16 protein-coding genes are annotated in these 17735 nt (G+C 66.5%); 4 read left to right on the top strand and 12 right to left on the bottom strand.

The annotated features are described in order from the left end of the window. Positions 1-11: 11 nt before the first annotated feature. The 12 genes from H8S61_RS12315 to sufC all read right to left on the bottom strand — a co-directional run bounded on the left by H8S61_RS12315 (position 12) and on the right by sufC (position 12524). On the bottom strand, positions 12-935 hold the full coding sequence (locus H8S61_RS12315; protein ID WP_160942653.1) for a slipin family protein: 924 nt from the start codon (positions 933-935) through the stop codon (positions 12-14). After that, on the bottom strand, positions 932-1342 hold the full coding sequence (locus H8S61_RS12310; protein ID WP_160942654.1) for a GntR family transcriptional regulator: 411 nt from the start codon (positions 1340-1342) through the stop codon (positions 932-934). The genes H8S61_RS12315 and H8S61_RS12310 overlap by 4 nt, the downstream gene beginning before the upstream one ends. 24 nt (positions 1343-1366) lie before the next feature. Then, positions 1367-2275 (bottom strand): NrfD/PsrC family molybdoenzyme membrane anchor subunit, encoded by a 909-nt coding sequence (nrfD, locus tag H8S61_RS12305; RefSeq protein ID WP_186939184.1) that lies wholly within the window; start codon positions 2273-2275, stop codon positions 1367-1369. A gap of 20 nt (positions 2276-2295) precedes the next feature. Further along, the gene (locus H8S61_RS12300) at positions 2296-2889 is read right to left on the bottom strand and encodes a ferric reductase-like transmembrane domain-containing protein (RefSeq protein WP_186939183.1); all 594 of its coding nucleotides are present in this window, start codon (positions 2887-2889) and stop codon (positions 2296-2298) included. A gap of 118 nt (positions 2890-3007) precedes the next feature. Further along, positions 3008-3706, bottom strand: coding sequence for a TorD/DmsD family molecular chaperone (locus tag H8S61_RS12295; RefSeq protein ID WP_160942657.1), 699 nt, complete (start codon positions 3704-3706; stop codon positions 3008-3010). An 80-nt stretch (positions 3707-3786) separates the two neighbouring features. Next, entirely contained in the window at positions 3787-4419 is a 633-nt protein-coding gene (locus H8S61_RS12290) for a 4Fe-4S dicluster domain-containing protein (RefSeq protein ID WP_186939182.1), read from the bottom strand. 13 nt (positions 4420-4432) lie between these two features. Continuing rightward, the gene (locus tag H8S61_RS12285) at positions 4433-6901 is read right to left on the bottom strand and encodes a molybdopterin-dependent oxidoreductase (protein WP_186939181.1); all 2469 of its coding nucleotides are present in this window, start codon (positions 6899-6901) and stop codon (positions 4433-4435) included. A 473-nt stretch (positions 6902-7374) separates the two neighbouring features. After that, complete coding sequence (gene sufU / locus H8S61_RS12280; RefSeq protein ID WP_160942660.1) at positions 7375-7812, bottom strand: Fe-S cluster assembly sulfur transfer protein SufU; 438 nt, start codon at positions 7810-7812, stop codon at positions 7375-7377. Next, a complete protein-coding gene (locus H8S61_RS12275; protein ID WP_186939180.1) occupies positions 7805-9049 on the bottom strand; it encodes an aminotransferase class V-fold PLP-dependent enzyme in 1245 nt (414 codons plus the stop codon). Before H8S61_RS12275 ends, sufU begins: the two co-directional genes overlap by 8 nt. Further along, positions 9046-10026: a SufB/SufD family protein gene (locus H8S61_RS12270; RefSeq protein ID WP_255466598.1), complete on the bottom strand. Its 981-nt coding sequence runs from the start codon at positions 10024-10026 to the stop codon at positions 9046-9048. The genes H8S61_RS12275 and H8S61_RS12270 overlap by 4 nt, the downstream gene beginning before the upstream one ends. A gap of 311 nt (positions 10027-10337) precedes the next feature. After that, the gene (sufB, locus tag H8S61_RS12265; RefSeq protein ID WP_160942663.1) at positions 10338-11753 is read right to left on the bottom strand and encodes a Fe-S cluster assembly protein SufB; all 1416 of its coding nucleotides are present in this window, start codon (positions 11751-11753) and stop codon (positions 10338-10340) included. A gap of 9 nt (positions 11754-11762) precedes the next feature. Then, positions 11763-12524 carry a Fe-S cluster assembly ATPase SufC gene (sufC, locus tag H8S61_RS12260; protein ID WP_186939178.1) on the bottom strand — a complete coding sequence of 254 codons (762 nt, stop codon included), beginning with the start codon at positions 12522-12524 and terminating at the stop codon, positions 11763-11765. A gap of 494 nt (positions 12525-13018) precedes the next feature. Between sufC and H8S61_RS12255 the strand changes: the two genes are divergently transcribed. The 4 genes from H8S61_RS12255 to H8S61_RS12240 all read left to right on the top strand — a co-directional run bounded on the left by H8S61_RS12255 (position 13019) and on the right by H8S61_RS12240 (position 17407). Further along, a complete protein-coding gene (locus H8S61_RS12255) occupies positions 13019-13453 on the top strand; it encodes an RrF2 family transcriptional regulator (protein WP_160942665.1) in 435 nt (144 codons plus the stop codon). 117 nt (positions 13454-13570) lie between these two features. Further along, complete coding sequence (locus H8S61_RS12250; RefSeq protein WP_186939177.1) at positions 13571-15067, top strand: phytoene desaturase family protein; 1497 nt, start codon at positions 13571-13573, stop codon at positions 15065-15067. Next, positions 15051-15932 carry a phytoene/squalene synthase family protein gene (locus H8S61_RS12245; RefSeq protein WP_186939176.1) on the top strand — a complete coding sequence of 294 codons (882 nt, stop codon included), beginning with the start codon at positions 15051-15053 and terminating at the stop codon, positions 15930-15932. Before H8S61_RS12250 ends, H8S61_RS12245 begins: the two co-directional genes overlap by 17 nt. After that, positions 15929-17407 carry a DUF92 domain-containing protein gene (locus H8S61_RS12240; RefSeq protein ID WP_255466597.1) on the top strand — a complete coding sequence of 493 codons (1479 nt, stop codon included), beginning with the start codon at positions 15929-15931 and terminating at the stop codon, positions 17405-17407. The genes H8S61_RS12245 and H8S61_RS12240 overlap by 4 nt, the downstream gene beginning before the upstream one ends. The last annotated feature ends 328 nt before the right edge of the window (positions 17408-17735 follow it).

The raw sequence follows: 17735 nt of genomic DNA, 5'->3' as shown, positions 1-17735 counted from the left end.
GGGGCGGGGCGCTACTCCAGCACTCCCTTGACCGCTTCGGCGGCGGCTTCGTTGAACCCTTCGCTGTAGGCGCTCGGCACCACCACCATGCCGCCGTTCTCCTTCACGCTGTCGTACACGAGGTTCATGGTGCGCAGCTGCAGGGCCTTGTCGGGCTTGCCGTAGATGTTCGCGGCATCGACGTACATCTCGGAGATGTCGCGCTCGACTTCGGCGAGGATCAGGCGCGCGTCGCGCTCGCGCTCGGCCTGGGCTTGGCGCGACATGGCGGCCTGCAGCTCCTTCGGGATGACGATGTCCCTGATCTCGACCGAGACGACGGTGATGCCCCAGTCGTCGACCTTCTCCGAGATGATGCGCTTGAGCTCTTCGTCGAGGTACGTGCGCCGCATGGCGATTTCGGAAAGGCAGATCTGCCCGATCACGTCCCGCATGGCCGTTTGGGCGGCAAGGGATATGATCGACTCGTAGTTGCGCACTTCTTTGCAGGCGCGTTCGACGTCCCAGACCACCCAGAACAGCACCGTGTCGACGTTGACCGGCACGAGGTCGGAGGACAGCGTTTCCTCGGCGTCGAACGAGATGGTTCGGATGCGCTGGTCGATACGGGCCGCTTCGGACTCTATCACGGGCAGGGTGAAGTAGATGCCCGGTCCGGCGATGCGGTTGAACTTGCCGAGCCGCATGATGACGGCCTTCTCCCATTCGAAGGCGATGTGGACGGACAAGAAGCAGACCAGGCCGGCGAGCGCGGAGAGCGCGATGGTCCAGATGCTCGTGTTCGACCAGGTGAGCGCCAGTCCGATGGCGGTGGGGACGATGAACATGCACGCTGAGAACACGAACGACCCGCTGTGCGAGGTGGTCGAGCTCTGGTCGCTTTGCTGTTGAGGTGCGCGCGCGGCGGCGTCGTTCGCGTTTTTGTTCCGTGTCATGCTTCACCCTCCTGAACGGGTGCATCGGCGCCTCGACGGCGCGCGACGCGTTTGGAAACCTGGTTGGGGATGTCGTCGATGGGAACCCCGAGATCGAGGCATTGCTTGATCATGATATCGATGACGTTGTCCGCGGGGGAGTCTTCTTTGGGCGCGTCGGGCTGCGCGATGTCGCACACGAACGTGCCGCGCCCGCGGTGCGCCATGAGGTAGCCGTCGTGCAGAAGGCTCTGGTACACCTTGTTGACGGTGTTGTAGTTGATTTTGAGTTTGATGGCCAGGTCGCGTACCGTGGGCAACTTGTCGCCCGGTCGATAGTAGCCCGACGAGATGAGGTACACGAGCCGGTTCTTCAGCTGGAGCCAAATAGGGATGCTGCTTCGCTCGTCTATTTCGAAAACTTCCACTCGGTCACTCCGTTTCCCGTGGCGCTACAGCCCGGCGAACATAAATAGGGAAAGATGCGTTCCCGCCTGCATAAGGCAGTAGCGGAGGAAAAACCCGCCGATGATCACCGATGCGCCGGTGCAACACACGATTACGCGCAAGGCGATAGATCGCGCGATCATGATGACTTCGATGCTCAGGGGAATTATAAGGCCGCACGCCGCGAAACCCAGCCAGAATTGCCCGGCGTAGCTCCCGATGGCGAGCGATTCCATCGAGACGAGCGCCGCTGCGTTATCTCGCAGCGCAAGCGCCATGATGCCGCAGAGGACGATCTCTCCGACGATGACCGCGCAGTCCGCGGCGATGAGGGCCCTATCCGGTTCGGCGAGCTGCGTTCGCGCAGATCCGATCTTGCTGCTGGCGAACGACGCGACGATCAGGACGGCCGCGATTCCGGTCGACAGGGCCGAAAGCAGGAAGAGCGCAGGCAGCAGGGGCGACGACCAGAGCGGCACGGCGGCGATGCCTGCCAGGAGGATGCCGGTGTACAGCGCCACGATCAAGGCGGTCGCGGCCGAAAGCGCCTTGACGACGCGGAAGGCCGTCGTGTCAGACCCCTTCCCGCGCAGCTCCATGGCGATGCATGCCACGATGAGGACGGCCAGGGCGATCAGCGAGAATGCGCCGATGGATATGGGCGTCAGCGTGGGCTTCAGGAACAGAAGGTACGCATCGGAAGATCGACCGAGATCCTTGAGCAGGCAGAGCGCGCCGAATGTCAGAGCAGCTGCCGTAAGGACGAGCGAGGGTAGCCAGACAGCGTGGGCGAACGGCGTCCAAGCGCCATGGCGATGAGACGCGATGCGTTCGCAAGCGTACGCAACCAGGTAGAGGCCCGTCCCGAGTCCCCCGAAGAAGAGGTACCACGTTATGAGGTCGTTCGCCAGCACCGGCGCCGCTTCGCCTCCTCTCAACCTGCATCGCTGCGAGCCAGCCGTCGTTGCGACGAGATCGCCTTTGCCGCTCGCAGGATCGCGTAGCAGCCGATGATGCCAGTATAAACGACAATGCTGCCGAACGCCTTCTGTCCGGCTCCCGAAGCCGAAGGGGCGAGAATGAGCAGAAGATGGAGATAGATGAGGAAGAAGAACGGATAGGCGAGCATCTGCACGCGCTTCCATCGCTGCGCGTCCATGCGTTTCCGCAGGCTTTTGAACGACGTGAGCGTGAGCGGCGCCAGGAGGACGACGAGCATCGCCGAGACTGCGAACGACGCGATCATGGTGGCGGGCATGCCGCCCAGGTTACCGGGAACGTAGCGGAGGTAGGACGCTCCGTAGCCGACCACGTGGCCGCAGGCGAGTATCGCGGCGATGATGGACAGCTCCCCGCGGATGGGCGTCAGGTAGCGTCGCGGCTTGGAATCGTCCGGAAGGACGCCGATGAACATGACTACGGCGAACATCCCGAAGGCGAGCAGGCACCGTTGCACGTAGGGCTGCAAGGCACGGTCGAGCATCGGCGCGAAACTGCCGAAGGCATGCGAGGCGAACAGGGTCGCCACGATGGCCGCGGCTGCGTAGAAGACGATCGGGCGGGCTTTGATGGCGTTTCTGCACGCCAAGGCGAACAGGACGCTTGCCGCGAGTGCGATGAGGGGTTCCATGGACGACCTCCTGTCGTTAGGGGGCGATGAGCGCGGTTCCGAAGCGTCCGACGGCGCGGTACAGCGGGTGGGCGCTTTCCTCTGTGCAGCGCGCGAAGAAGCAGGCGAACCATTTGGTCGCGTGGATGCGCTCGAATTCCGCGAGGCGCTCGGAAGCCGCCGCTTCCGCTTTCCCGTCCCCGTCGCGCAAGGCGCATGCGCGCTCGCCGTGCAGGCGGGCTGCGAACTCGAGTTCGGTGGAGATGCAGTCGGCCGGTACGTTGGCGTCGCTGCTGCGCTTGAACCCCGCTTGGCGATAGCATCGCTCGGCATCGAGGGCTGCGGGGTTGACGAACAGTCGCGCGCCGGTTTTCGGCTTGCCCGCCCGCACACGCTCCTCGTCGAGGAAAACGCCTTCGAACAAGGGGATCGCCGGGTGGTCGGGGTGGTTGAACAGCCGCGTGTACTCGCGGCGGGCGTCGGCGAGCGATGACGATCCTGCGGTCAGGCTGGCAGCGAGCTCGGCGAGCTCGGCGCGCGCCCGGCTCGTTGCCGCTCGATCGAGCGAGAGCTCGCGAGCGATCGCTTCGACATCGCGTTCGAGCGATTCGTCGCTCAGACGGGGGAACCAGCTTGCATCGGGAAATTGCAGGAGCAACGCGACGAGCGCGTAGCCGTCGGCGAGCGCCGTCTCCCGCACGAGGTCGCTGGAGATCGGTTGGTCGGTCGTTTTCATGACGCCTCCTCGGACGCCCCCTTGGGCGCCGCAGCCGAACGTGGCGCGCTTCGGCTGCGGCGGGAAGGAGGGAAATCGTGCTAGCTTTTCTTGGCCGTCACGTAGTAGACGTTCGGCTCGGTGCCGGCTTCTACGAGCAGCCGCTCGTAGTCCTTGCCCTTGAGGAACGTGGCGACATCGCTGTTCGGGTCGTCCATATCGCCCCAATGCCGCGCGCGGCCCGGACACAGCTCCATGCAGGCCGGCACTTCGCCGCGGTCGAGGCGGTTCGTGCAGAACGTGCACTTCTCGGCTGTGCCCGCCTTGTGCTGCGGCGCGTCGTAATCCCCGAGCGGGAAGTCCACGACGTATTCCGGCTCGTCCTCGATGAGCGTGCGCACGTCGTAGGGACACGAGGTTATGCAGGTGCCGCACCCGATGCAATCGTCCTGTTTGATGGCGACGATGCCGTCGTCGCGCTGGTAGGACGCTCCCGTGGGGCACGTGGCCACGCACGCCGGCTTACTGCAATGCTGGCAGTTGACGGGGTAGTGCATACGGTGCAGGTCGGTGGGGTAGGTGCCCCGTGCGGTGTCCATGTAATCGCCGCCGTCGGTATCGACCCTGTTCCACCAAACGGTTTGAGCGAGGTTGTTGTTGACCTTGCAGGCGACGCTGCATGCGTGGCATGCGATGCAGCTTGAAAGGTCGATCGCCATTGCGTATCGCGTCATGATGCCTCCCTCCCTATGCCTTCTCGATTTGGCACAGCGTATCGAACGGATGGTTCGTGGGGTAATAATCGCGCGTAGCTATCGAGGTCAATTCGGAGTAATGGCCCTCTTTGTACTGCTCTTGGAGCCAGGTGTGCTCGGTCCAGACGAGCCCGGGCCGCATGCTGGGATCGAGATGGGCTTTCATGACGACGCTTCCCCGATCGTTGAATACGCGCGCATAATCCCCTTCGACGATGTTGCGTTCCTGGGCGTCGTCCGGGTTTATCTCGACCGTCGGTTCGGGCTGCAGCTCCGTGAGGATGGGGCTCAGGGCGAACGTCGAGTGGACTTTGAACTTGTCGCGGTGCGTGAGGATCGTCAGCGGATAGGTTTCCCGCAGCGGATTGCTCTCATAGGCCTCGATGGGTTCTTCGTAGAAGGGGAGCGACAGCAGAACCGTGTCGAGCTGCTGACCGTAGTCGTAGCGGGGCTTCACGTCTTCGAGGAAGAACTCGGCGCGGCCCGACGAGGTGACGAAGGGGTTCTCGTCGCGTCCGTACAGATACGTTTCGGGAAGGACCTGGATGCGCTTCTTATCCTTCACCGTGTCGAGATCCAGGCCCAATGCCCGGGCACCGTCGCTGTCGAGGAGGATGTTGTGGTAATCGTCGGTGGTCAGGTCCATCCCCTTCAGGCCCATGCCTATGCCCAGCAGTCGCGCGATTTCGACGTCGTCCTTGCATTCGAACTGCGGCTCGATTGCCCTTTCGTTGAAATCGCACGTCATGCCCGGTGTGGTCGAGATCGTCTCGTATTCGAACCAGTGCGGTGCCGGTAGGATGATGTCGGCGTATCGAGCGGTGTCGTTCATGATCGTGTCGACGAACACGAACAGCTCCACCTTGTCGAGCGCCTTGATGAGGGCGTTGCGGTCGGTGTGACACGCCAGGGGGTTCGAGCAGTAGCAGAACAGGCTCTTGACCGGGAACGGCATGTCGCCGTACGTCCCCGTCTCCATGATCTGGGGAAGGTAGAGCAGCGTCGTCGAAAGCCCCCCGATTGCGCCTTCGGGATAGAGGAGGCCGGCCATGTTGGCGGCCGCCCAGCCCGAGCTCGATCCGCCTTGGGCACCGCCCACGCCGGCACCCGGCTTTCCGAATTGGCCGGTGACGAGCGGCAGCGTCATCTGGCAATGCGTGATGCTGGCGCCGTTGCCCCAATGGTCGTTTCCGAACCCGACGTTGAGGTTGGTCGGCCCCTCGGCGTACATCCGCGCAAGCTCGCGGATGGTGTCGGCCGGAACGCCGCATGTTTCCGCGGCCTTTTCCGGGGTCCATTCGGCTATGCGCTCGACGAGCATGTCGAATGCGGTGGTAACTTCGTGTCCGTCAAGCGTGAAGCTGCCGCGAATGGCCGGCGAGGCGATTTCCTCGAGCGTGCCCTGCTTTCCGGTTTCGTCTACGACGACGATGGGGTCGATGACGGTCGGTTGGCCTGTCATGGGGTTGAGGGGGCCTTCTTGGGGCTCCGTCCCGAAATCGCTCATGCGGAGGAACTTGTTGGTGCCTCTCTTGACCAGATAGGGTGCGACGGTGTACTTCATCAGGGCCTCGTCGTCTTGGAGGCCTTCGTCGATGACGACTTTGACCATCGACATGGCCAAGGCGCCATCGGTTCCCTGTTTGATGGGCACCCATAGGTCCGCTTTCGCCGCCGCGTCGGTGTAGTTGGGATCGATGACGATGTGCTTGGCGCCGTTCTTGAACGCTTCGAGGAGGTAGGGCCAGCGGGCCATCTGCGAGATGGTGGTGTTGGCCCCCCAGGTGAATATATATTTCGAATCGAGGACGTCGCGCGGATGATTGCCGATGAGGTAGGTGGCCATGCCGTACATGCGCCAGCCCTGCTCAAGCGCTCCCATATCGTAGCCCTGCTGATAGGTCGTGCCGCCGAGCAGGTTGAACAGGCGCGAGTACACGAAGTAATTGTAGGCGTACGTGCCCGCCCCGAAGGTTTGACCGATGCTGGCGGGCCCGTACTCCGCGAGGTAGCCCTTCCATTTCGTGCAGATGTATTCGATGGCTTCGTCCCAGGTGAGACGTTCCCATGCTTCCTCGCCGCGCGCGGTGCCCTCCACGCGTCGCATGGGGTACTCGATACGCTCGGGAGCGTATATCCTTTGCGCTTGGGTCAGCCCGCGCTGGCAGATGCGCGTATCGAGGGGATTCTCCTGAGGCTTCACCGAGGTTTTCACGACTTTGCCCTCGCGGACGTGCACGTTCATGCAGCATCCGCCTCCGCAGTTCCCTCGGCAGATCCCCTGAAAGATTCGCTCGTCAGGAGGCTCTACGGGTTGTACAGCCTCCTCGAGCTCCGGTTTCGGAGCGCATCCGGCTCCTGACAGGGCGACGAGCCCTAAAGCCGCCGCCGACCCTTTGAGAAACGTCCGTCGGCCAAAGCTCGCTTGGGACGCGGTTTCAGTGCTGGTATTCAGACTCATGTCTCATACCCCCTTGTTCCACAGAGTTGATGTTTCCTGCGTGAAAACGAGAAAGATCATTCAGTGGCTGCTCCTCCCCATGATCGTTCGAGTAAGGGGATCCCCATTCCCTACGTGCTGTGCAGAACGACATGTCGAAAGGTGAATGCAAGGCGATGGCCGCGTCCGGATTCCCCCAGTATCCTCCTTCATATTGTCTATATTATCATACGAATACTATGATTAATAGGTATGGCGGAGGAAGGGGTTATCCTATTTTCAGGATCATGCGCTGTGCCGGGGTCGGCCCCTTCGGGCGACATCGGGCGGTGCAGGGGAGGGCGCGTCGAGGCGTTGCAAGATGCCGTGCGCCTACCTCCGTAACCCTCGACGAAGCTTAAAGTGTCAGATTGGCACTCCAAGCTTCGTCGAGCTCTGCTCGATGCAATTGAAAGCGATAGTCTTCCGGAAAGCAATTCTCGGATAATGGGAGGCTATTCGGATCGGGAGGTCTCCTTTTCGAGCAGCTTCTCCAGGGTGCGCCAGGCGAGCTCGGCGCACTTGACGCGGGCGGGCATGCGGGCGATGGACTCGAGCTCGGCGGCCTCGTCGAGGTCGGCGCGCTCCTCGTCGGTGAGCGGGCGGCCCTTGATCATGTCGAGGTAGAGGCCGCTCAGGCGGCGCGCCTCGTCGACCGTCTCGCCGGTGACGAGGTCGGCCATCATGTCGGCGGCCGCCTGGCTCACGGCGCAGCCGTGGCCGGTGAAGGCGGCTTCCTCGATCACGTCGCCCCTCAGGCGCAGCGCCAGCGTCAGCTCGTCGCCGCAGCTGGGGTTCACGCCGTCGTGCGTGCACGTGGGCTCGTCCATCTGGTACTTGTAGTCGGGGTGCGCGTTGTGCTCCATGAGCGCCGCGGTGTAGATGCTAGCCATTGAACGTCCTCCAGACGGTATCCAAGCCGGCGACGAGCGCGTCGATGTCGCCCTCGTCGTTGTAGAACGCGAGCGACGCCCGGCAGCACGACTCCACGCCCAGCCAGGCGAGCAGCGGCTGGGCGCAGTGGTGCCCCGCGCGGATGGCCACGTTGTGCTCGTCGAGGATGCTGGCCACGTCGTGCGGGTGGATGCCGCGCACGTTGAAGCTGATGGCCCCGTGGTGCTGCGCCGGGTCGGGGTGGCCGATGATCTCGATGTACGGCAGCGCCGCCATGCGCTCCATGGCGGCGCGCACGAGCGCCTGCTCGCGCGCCTGCAGCGCGTCCCAGCCGATGCCCTCGAGGTAGCCGAGCGCGGCGGCGGTGCCCACGATGCCGGCGGCGTCCTGCGTGCCGGCCTCGAACTTCTCGGGCACCGGGGCCCATACGGCCCCGTCCTGCGTGACCGACGAGATCATCTCGCCGCCCGTGAGGAAGGGCGGCATGGCCTCCAGCAGGTCGAGCTTGCCCCACAGCACGCCCACGCCGAAGGGCCCGAGCGCCTTGTGCGCCGAGAACGCGAAGAAATCGCAGCCGAGCTCCTGCACGTTCACGGGCATATGCGGCACCGATTGCGCGCCGTCCACCACCATGAAGCCCCCGTGCGCGTGCACGCGTCGGGCCATGGCCGGAACAGGGTTCTCGATGCCGAGGACGTTCGACACCTGGGCGGCGGCGACGATCTTCGTGCGCGGGCCGATCTTCGCGTCGAGCTCCGCCTCCGAGATCACGCCGTCCTCGTCGGGGAAGAGGTACACGAGGCGCGCGCCCGCGGCGCGGCACGCCTGCTGCCAGGGGATGAGGTTCGAGTGGTGCTCCATGATGGTGATGCACACCTCGTCGCCCGGCTCGAGCACGGTGGGCGCGAAGGCGAGCGCCACGAGGTTGAGCGCCTCGCTCGCGTTGCGGCAGAACACGATCTCGCGCGCGTCGGCGGCCCCGATGAACCGCGCGACGTGGGCGCGGGCCTCCTCGATGGCCTCGGTGGCCTCCACCGACAGGCGGTAGAGGCCGCGCAGCGCGTTCGCGTTCATGGTCTCGTAGAAGGCGCGCTGCGCGTTGAGGGCGACGGCGGGGCGCTGGGCCGTGGCCGCGCTGTCGAGGAAGGCGAGGTCGGGGTTGGCCGCCAGCAGGGGGAAGTCCTGCTGGTAGGGGTTCGCGGCGATGTTGGCGGGGTCGGTTGCGCGGGCGCTCATGCGACGGCCTCCTCGAGCGCGATGCCGCGGGTTGCGGCGAGGCGGGCGACGGCGGCGCGGGTGCGCTCGTCGGGCGCGTCGATGGCCGCTCCTTGATACGTGGCGGTGATGAACAGGCGCTCGGCGTCGTCGGGGGAGATGCCGCGGCTGGCCAGGTAGAGCAGCTGCTCGGGGCGTACGTGGCCGATGGTGGCGCCGTGGTTGCCGGCCACGTCGTCCTCGTCGCAGAGGATGACCGGCACGGTGCGGTTCACCACGCGCTCGTCGGCCAAAAGCACCGTCTCCTGCTCGGAGCCGACGGAGCCCTTGCAGCCGTGCACGAGCTCGATGGTGCCGCGCAGCGTCTTGCTCGATCGGCCCGCCAGCACGCCGTTCGCGTCGAGGTTGCAGACGGTGCGGCGCCCGCGCTGGTGGGCGACGTAGTTGAAGTCGCGCTGCTGGGCGCCGTGCCCCAGGTAGCGCGTGTCGATGTCGAGGCGCGCGTCGTCGCCGCGTAGGTCGGCGTCGAGCCCCGTGTAGGAGCGGCCCGCGCCCAGCACGATGTGGCGCACCTGCACGCGGGCGCGCTCGTCGGCCACGATGCCCGCGTCGTCGAGGGCGATCCACGAGTCGTCGAGCGTCTGCGTGCAGCTGACGTCCACGTGCGCGTCGGCGCCGGCGAACACGCGCAGCCGCGTGCCCACGACGCCGGTGCCCGGGGCGGGCGAGTCGAGCGCGATGGCCAGCGACAGCGACGAGCCCGGAGCGGCCACGACGTCGATGGCAGCCGCGTTGGCCGCGCCGTCCACGCCCTCGACGCGCACCGTGGCGCAGGTGCGCTCGCCGGGGCGCGTGGCGAGCACGATAGGCTCGCCCGCCACGAACTCGAGGTACTCCCGCGCCTCGTCCCCCATGCCCGTGGTGAACACGTCGGAAGGGGCGAGGTAAAGGTTCTCAAGCGCCTGCTGCTGATAGAGGGAGAGAGCCCCATCCTCCATGGCTGTCGTCCCATCCTCCATGGCTGCAGGGAGGGTTCCTTGGTCGTCAACCTGGTGCGCAGCCGATGTCGGGACGCTCGCGGGTTCAACGGGGGAGAGCCCCTGCGCGGCCAAGAGAAGGGGGTCGGCCATGGAGCGGAGCGCGCGATCGAACGCATCAGCTTCCCCTCGCAGCCCTTCCTCGCATGACACCTCAACCTGCTGGGCGGACGCAAGTCCGCTGGGCAGCTCGATGTCCGCATCGTTCATGTGCAGGCGGTGCCACGTGGGGGCGGGCATCGCGTTCGCGTGTTCTATCGTGAGGGTTCCCATTATCCGATGGCCCCTTCCATTTCAAGCTTGATCAGGTTGTTCATTTCCACGGCGTACTCGAGCGGCAGCTCCTTCGACACGGGGTCGGCGAAGCCGTTCACGATCATCGTGCGCGCCTCCTCTTCCGACACGCCGCGGCTCATCAGGTAGAACACCTTGTCGTCGCCGATGCGCCCGATGGTGGCCTCGTGGCCGATGTCCACGTGCTTGCAGCGGATGTCCATGGCCGGGATGGTGTCCGAGCGGCTGAGGTCGTCCAGCATGAGCGACTGGCACGACACGCTGGCTGCGGCGCCTCGAGCGTTCTCGGTGGCCACGATGGACGAGCGGAACGTCGAGACGCCGCCGCCCTTCGAGATGGACTTCGTCTCCACGGTGGCCGACGTGTCGGGCGCGGCCAGCACCACCTTGCAGCCGGTGTCGAGGTTCTGGCCCGCGCCGGCGAACGTGATGCCGGTGAAGCTGCTGGTCGCCTTGCGCCCGGCGAGGATGGACATGGGGTAGAGGTAGCCCACGTGGCTGCCGAACGACCCGCTGATCCACTCGACGGCGCCGCCTTCCTCCACCACGGCGCGCTTCGTGTTGAGGTTGTACATGTTCTTCGACCAGTTCTCGATCGTGGAATAGCGCAGGGAGGCGCGCTTGCCCACGAACAGCTCCACCGCGCCGGCGTGCAGGTTCGCCACGTTGTACTTCGGGGCCGAGCAGCCCTCGATGAAGTGCAGGCTGGCGTCGTCCTCCACGATGATCAGCGTGTGCTCGAACTGCCCCGCGCCCTTCGCGTTCAGGCGGAAGTAGCTTTGCAGGGGGAAGTCCAGCTGCACGCCCTTCGGCACGTAGACGAACGAGCCGCCGCTCCACACCGCGCCGTGCAGCGCGGCGAACTTGTGGTCGGTGGGCGGGATGAGCGTCATGAACTTCTCGCGGATGAGCGCCTCCCACTTCGGCTCGCGCAGCGCCTCCTCGATACCCGAGTAGACGATGCCCATGTCGGCGGCCGTTTTCTGCATGTTGTGGTACACCAGCTCGGAGTCGTACTGCGCGCCGACGCCGGCCAGGTAGGCGCGCTCGGCCTCGGGGATGCCCAGGCGGTCGAACGTGTTCTTCACGTCGTCGGGGAGGCTGTCCCAATCGCTCGCCTGTTCGGCGTTCGGCTGCACGTACGTCACGATGTGGTCCATGTCGAGGCCCTCGAGGCCGGGGCCCCAGTCGGGCGCCTCCATGCGCTGGTAGGTGTCGAGCGCCTTCAGGCGGAAGTCGAGCATCCAGGACGGCTCGTCCTTCTTGGCCGAGATCTCGCGGACGATGTCGGGCGTGAGGCCCGCGTCGAGGTAGCGGGAGGCGTCGGTCGCGTCGCTGATGTCGTACAGCGTGCGGTCGACGTCTTCGACGTAGGTGCGGTTTTCTGCTGGCATGTGGGCCTCCTAGCGCTCGATCTGCTCGAATTGCTCGAAGCCCTGCTCGTCGATGGCGTCGATGAGCGACGCGTCGCCCTCGGCAGCCATGCGGCCGCGCACCATGACGTGCACGCGGTCGACGTCGAGGTGCTCGAGGATGCGCGTGTTGTGGGTGATCACCACGAGCGCGCCGCCGGTGGTGCGGCGGTACGCGTCGATGCCGCGCGACACCACGCCGAGCGCGTCCACGTCGAGGCCCGAGTCCGTCTCGTCGAGGATGGCCAGCTTGGGGCGCAGCAACAGCAATTGCAGCATCTCGAGCTTCTTCTTCTCGCCGCCCGAGAAGCCCACGCCCAGCTCGCGGTCGAGATACGACGGGTCCATGTCCAGCTCGTCGGCCAGCGCGCGCACGTGCTTCTTGAACTGCTTGCCCTTGAGCTCGCCGTCGCGTCCGGCCATCGTGGCGCGCAGGAAGCTGGACAGCGGCACGCCGGGGATCTCGACGGGCGCCTGGAAGCTGAGGAACAGCCCCGCGCGCGAGCGCTTGTCGGGGGAGAGGTCGGTGATGTCCTGGCCGTCGAACTCGACCGTGCCGCCGTCCACCGTGTAGGCGTTGTCGCCCATGACGACGTGGCCGAGCGTGGACTTGCCCGCGCCGTTCGGGCCCATGATGACGTGGGTCTCGCCCGCGCCCACGTCGAGGTCGATGCCGTGCAGGATGGGGGTTTCGTCGGCCGAGGCGGAAAGCCCGCGGACGGAGAGGAGCGTATCGCGCGTCGTGGTCGTCATGTGCTGTGCCTTTCGTTAATCATATAGTTTTGCTAGGATTAAGATAAGGGCAAGCGAGAAATTGTCAAGACTTAATCCTACTTGTTTGCTAGAATTTACGGAAACCGGTCGAAGCCGCCTCCTTGGCGCGAAGCGTGGCTTGCGGTTCCCGTCTCTATGGCGCGGGAATGCGTTTGCGAGCCGATGCGCGTGTTCCGCGCCGATTCGCGACGGGCGCGACGGGCGCGGCGCGCGATCGGCGCGATGCGGGACGGGCTGGCCCCACGGCTTTCGTCGCGCCAAAGAAACAGGGCAACCCTACCGCTTCGGCGGCTGCCCCTTCCGGGCGCCCGCCGCTCGTGGATGGCCGGTTGCGAGAAGGTTGACCGCCTGCTGGGCGCAGCACGAACGGATGTTTCACGTGAAACATCCGCAGGGAGGAACGCGGGACCGTCGCGCGGGCGCGCTCATGCGCGCGGCACGCGAAACGGAAGCGAAAACGGAAAGGACGACGGATGCTCGTATCGACGAAAGGGCGCTATGCGCTGCGGCTCATGGTGTGCGTGGCGCGCGCCGGCGCGGAGGGCAAGGTCGCCCTGCGCGAGGTGTCGGAGCGCGAGGACATCTCGCTCAAGTACCTCGAGCAGCTCGCCCGCCCGCTCGTGCAGGCGGGCCTGCTGCGCAGCGTGCGCGGCAAGGGCGGCGGCTACGCGCTGGCCCAGGAGGCCGCCGCCATCAAGGCCGGCGACGTGCTGCGCGCCGTCGAGGGGACCACGGCTCCCGTCGCGTGCCTCGACCTGGAGGAGGGCATGGCTTGCCCGCGCGCGGGGGAATGCACCACCGTGCGCTTCTGGGCCGGCCTCGACGGCGTCATCGAGCGCTACGTGGACGGCGTCACGCTCGCCGACCTGGCCGGCGAGCCCGGCCCGCTGCCCGTGCCCGCTATCTAACGCGGGTGTGACGAGGCCCTAACGAGTTAGATCACGATGACTTTTCCGCTCCGGGGAAGCGATGCGCGCGCCATACAATGACCGGACAGCGTATCGAGGTTCCACCGAAGGAGTTGCATGAAACGGGTTATCGTGATCGGCGCCGGCGTGGCCGGCTTGGCGGCGGCTGTGCGGTTGCAGCACGCCGGATACGAGGTGACGCTCTTCGAGAAGGAGCCGCTCGTGGGCGGCAAGATGAACCAGATCCGCGAGGACGGGTTCACCTTCGACGTGGGGCCGACCATCGTCATGATGCCCGAGCTGTACCGCGAGGTGTTCGAGGCGTGCGGCCGCGACGCGGACGACTACATCCCCATGGAGAAGGTCGAGCCGCTCATGGACATCTCCTTCGGCCCCGGCGACCGCATGCGCCTGTCGAACGACCTCGCGTCCATCACCGCAACCGTCGAGGCCATCGGCGAGAAGGACGCGCAGGGCTACTTCGAGTACCTGGCGCTGCTGTACAAGCGCTACCTCATCGCGAAGGACAACTTCCTGCAGCGCTCGTTTCGCAAGCCCTCCGACTTCTACAACCCGAAGAGCCTCGTGGCCGGCGTGCGCCTCCACACGCTCGGCGACGCGTACTCGTCGGTGGCGCGCCACGTGCGCGACGACCGGCTGCGCAAGGCACTCGCGTTCCAGACGCTCTACATCGGCATCTCGCCGTTCGAGGGGCCGTCGCTGTACATGATCATCCCCATGATCGAGCTCGTGTACGGCGTGTGGTTCATGAAGGGCGGCATGTACACGATGGCGCAGGCGCTGGGGCGGCTGTTCCTCGAACAGGGCGGCGACCTGCGCATGTCCACGCCGGTGGAGCGCATCGTGGTGGAGAACGGGTGCGCGTGCGGCGTGGAGGCGGGCGGCGCCACGCACTACGCCGACTACCTCGTGTGCGACGCCGACTTCCCGTACGCCATCACGCAGCTCGTGGACGAGGCCGACGCGCGCGGCAAGTACACGCCGCAGAAGATCGAGGAGATGGAGTACTCCTGCTCGTGCTTCATCCTGTACCTCGGCCTGGACAAGCGCTATCCTTCCGACGCCGTGCACTCCATCAGGTTCGCCTCCGATTTCGAGCGCAACATCGACGACATCTTCGACGACGCGCGCTTCCCCGACGACCCGTCGTTCTACTGCTACGCGCCCTCGTCGCTCGACCATTCGCTCGCGCCCGAAGGCTGCTCGACGCTGTACGTGCTCGTGCCGGTGCCGCCGCTGTCGCCCGCGTCGCCGCGCTGGACGGACGCGGAGGTGGCGCGCTATCGCGACCAGGTGCTCGACCTCATGGAGCGCGAGACGGTGTACGAGGACGTGCGCGACCACATCGTGTTCGAGCGCGCCTACACGCCGCTCGACTTCGCCGAGCGCTTCAACGCCTACGACGGCGCGACGTTCGGCCTGCGGCCGACGCTCGCTCAGAGCAACTACTGGCGGCCGCACAACAAGGCCGCCGACTGCAACTGCCTGTACTTCTGCGGCAGCAGCGTCCATCCGGGCGCGGGCGTGCCCATCGTGCTGATGAGCGCGAAGCTGGCGGTGGAGGAGTTGATGCGCGATGACCGCGTCTCCTAGCGCGTTCGCCGACCGCGCCGACGATTTCGCCTGGTGCGAGAGCGTGATCGAACGGAACTCCAACAGCTTCTACCGGGCGTTCTCGCTGCTGCCCGAACCGAAGCGCCAGAGCGTGTACGCGCTGTACGCGTTCTGCCGCCTGGCCGACGATTGCGTCGACGTCGACGCCAGCGCGGCGAAGCTCGAGCAGGTGAACGACGATCTCGTGGGCTTCTTCGCGGGGCGCGTGCCCGACGCGCCGCTGTGGCGCGCGCTCGACGCCGTGTGCTCCCTGTTCGACCTGGAGGCGGCGCCCTTCTTCGACATGCTGGAGGGGCAGCGCCGCGACCTGGCGTTCCGCCAGCCCGAGACGATGGGCGACCTGGAGGAGTACGGCTACTTCGTGGCGGGCTCGGTGGGGCTCATGCTGCTGCCGATCCTGCACGCCGGCTCTGCGGTGGACGATCGCCTGCGCGACAGCGCGGTGGCGCTCGGCGTGGCCATGCAGCTGACCAACATCCTGCGCGACGTGGGCGAGGACCTGGCCAACGGGCGCGTCTACCTGCCCGCCCGCGTGCTGGAAGCGGCGTCGTACGGGCCGGAGCGCCTGCGCGCGCACGTGGTGGACGGGTCGTTCCGGGACGCGTGGGAGGCGGTGGCGCGCCGCTCGGAGGAGCTGTACCGGCCCATGGAGCGCGACGTGTTCGCGCTCGACGGCGACAGCCGGCTGCCCACGCTGTCGTCGCTGTACCTGTACCGCGGCATCCTGGACGAGGTGCGCGCGGGCGGCTACCAGTGCTTCGAGCGCCGCGCCGCCGTGCCGAAGGACGCCGCGGCGCAGCTGGTGGGCGACGCCGTGCGCGCGCTCGAGGAGGGAGGGCGATGATGGAGAACCTGATCGGCCTGGGCGTCTCGCTCGCGTACGTGCTGGCGGTGCTGGGCGCCTCCAGCCTGGCCGCGCGCCGCGGCGCCACGTCGGAGGCCACCCGCAAGCTCGTGCACATCGCGCTGGGCGGCTGGTGGCTCATCGCGGCGGGGTTCTTCACCTCGGCCGTGTGGGCGGCGGTGCTGCCCGCCACGTTCGTCCTCGTGAACGCGTACGCGTACCGTCGGCAGAAGCTGACGTTCATGGAGCGCGACGGCGGCGAGGACACGCCGGGCACGGTGTACTACGCCGTGTCGCTGACGGCGCTCGCGCTGTTCTCGTTCGGCATCGGCGCGCCGTACGTGGGCGCGCTCGGCATCTTCTGCATGGCGTTCGGCGACGGGTTCGCCGCCGTGTTCGGCAAGCGGTTCGGGAAGCGGAGTGTGCCCGGCGCGCCGGGCAAGACCTTCGTGGGAAGCGCGACGATGTTCCTCGCGAGCTTCGCGTCGTGCGCCGCCGTGCTGGTGACGTCCGGCGTGCCGATGGCCACGGGCATCGCGCTCGTGTTGGCGGCGGCGGCCACGCTGCTGGAGTTGTTCTCCGTGGACGGGCTCGACAACCTGTTCGTGCCGCTGGGCGTGTCGGCGCTGTACGCGGTCGCGTTCCTGCCCGCGGCGGCGTACACGCCCGCGCTCGTAGGAATGCTGCTGTCCGGCGCGGTGGCGCTCACGTCGTTTCGGCTGCGGCTGCTCACCGTGCCGGGCGGCCTCGGCGCCGTGGCGGTGGGCACGCTCGCGTTCGCCATCGGCGGCTGGCCGCTGTGGTTGCTGCTCATGTGGTTCTTCGGCAGCTCGAACATCGCCTCGAAGCTCATGGCGCGCCGCGCGGCGAAGCGCGACGGCGGCGCTCCCGCGTCGCGCAAGCACGGCGGCCCGCGCAAGCTGCGGCAGGTGCTGGCGAACAGCGTGCCGTTCCTCGCGTGCGCGCTGGCCTACACGGCGCTGGGCGACCCGTGGCTGCTCATCCTCGCGTCGGGCGCGCTGGCGGCCAGCACCGCCGACACGTGGGCGTCCGAGGTGGGCGTGTACAGCCGCCGGCCGCCCGTGAACATCCTCACGCGCGAGCCGATGCAGCGCGGGCTGTCGGGCGGCGTGAGCCCGCTGGGGCTCGCGGCCACCGTCGTCGGGTCGGCGACCTCGGCGTTTCTGGCCATGCTGCTGTTCCACGCGTTCGGCTACGCGCTGCCCACCGGGCCCGACGCGTTCTTCTTCATCGTCGCGTGCGGCATTGTGGGCTCGCTCGTGGACAGCCTGCTGGGCGTGCTCATGCAGGCGAAGTACCGGTGCCCGGGCGACGGCGAGGACGACCTCGTGGAGACGCCGCCGTGCGGCGCGCAGGCCGCGCTCGTGTCCGGCTACGCCTGGGTGACCAACGACGCCGTGAACCTCATGAGCGGCATCGCCGTCGTGCTGCTCGGGCTGCTCGTGGTGGTGTAGGGAGCGGCGCCCGGACGGCGGCACCGGCGATCTGGGCGCAAAACGGCACCCATGACAATTTTGGGATGCATTCGACTGCCGTATCGCTTCGGTGACGCACAAAAGCCCAGGTGGCGAAACCCCTCTGCTCGTTCACCGCACGATTTCTCCCTTCGGAATTGTCATGGGTGCCGTTTTGCGTCCAGAAACTTGGCGCGGCGGGGCGCGAGGGGGGCGTTGCGAGGGTTCTGTGGCTTGACGGTAACGTTTGGGTGGAGAACGTACGGGCTTCATATTCCTCGGGTATGTTCGAAGGGAGAGACCGGCGATGGGCGCCGGCGAGAACGAC

This window comes from Eggerthella hominis, from assembly GCF_014287365.1.
GTDB classification, from domain to species: domain Bacteria; phylum Actinomycetota; class Coriobacteriia; order Coriobacteriales; family Eggerthellaceae; genus Eggerthella; species Eggerthella guodeyinii.
The sequence above is the reverse complement of the archived record's forward strand: the minus strand, read 5'-3'. Positions and strand labels throughout refer to the sequence as shown.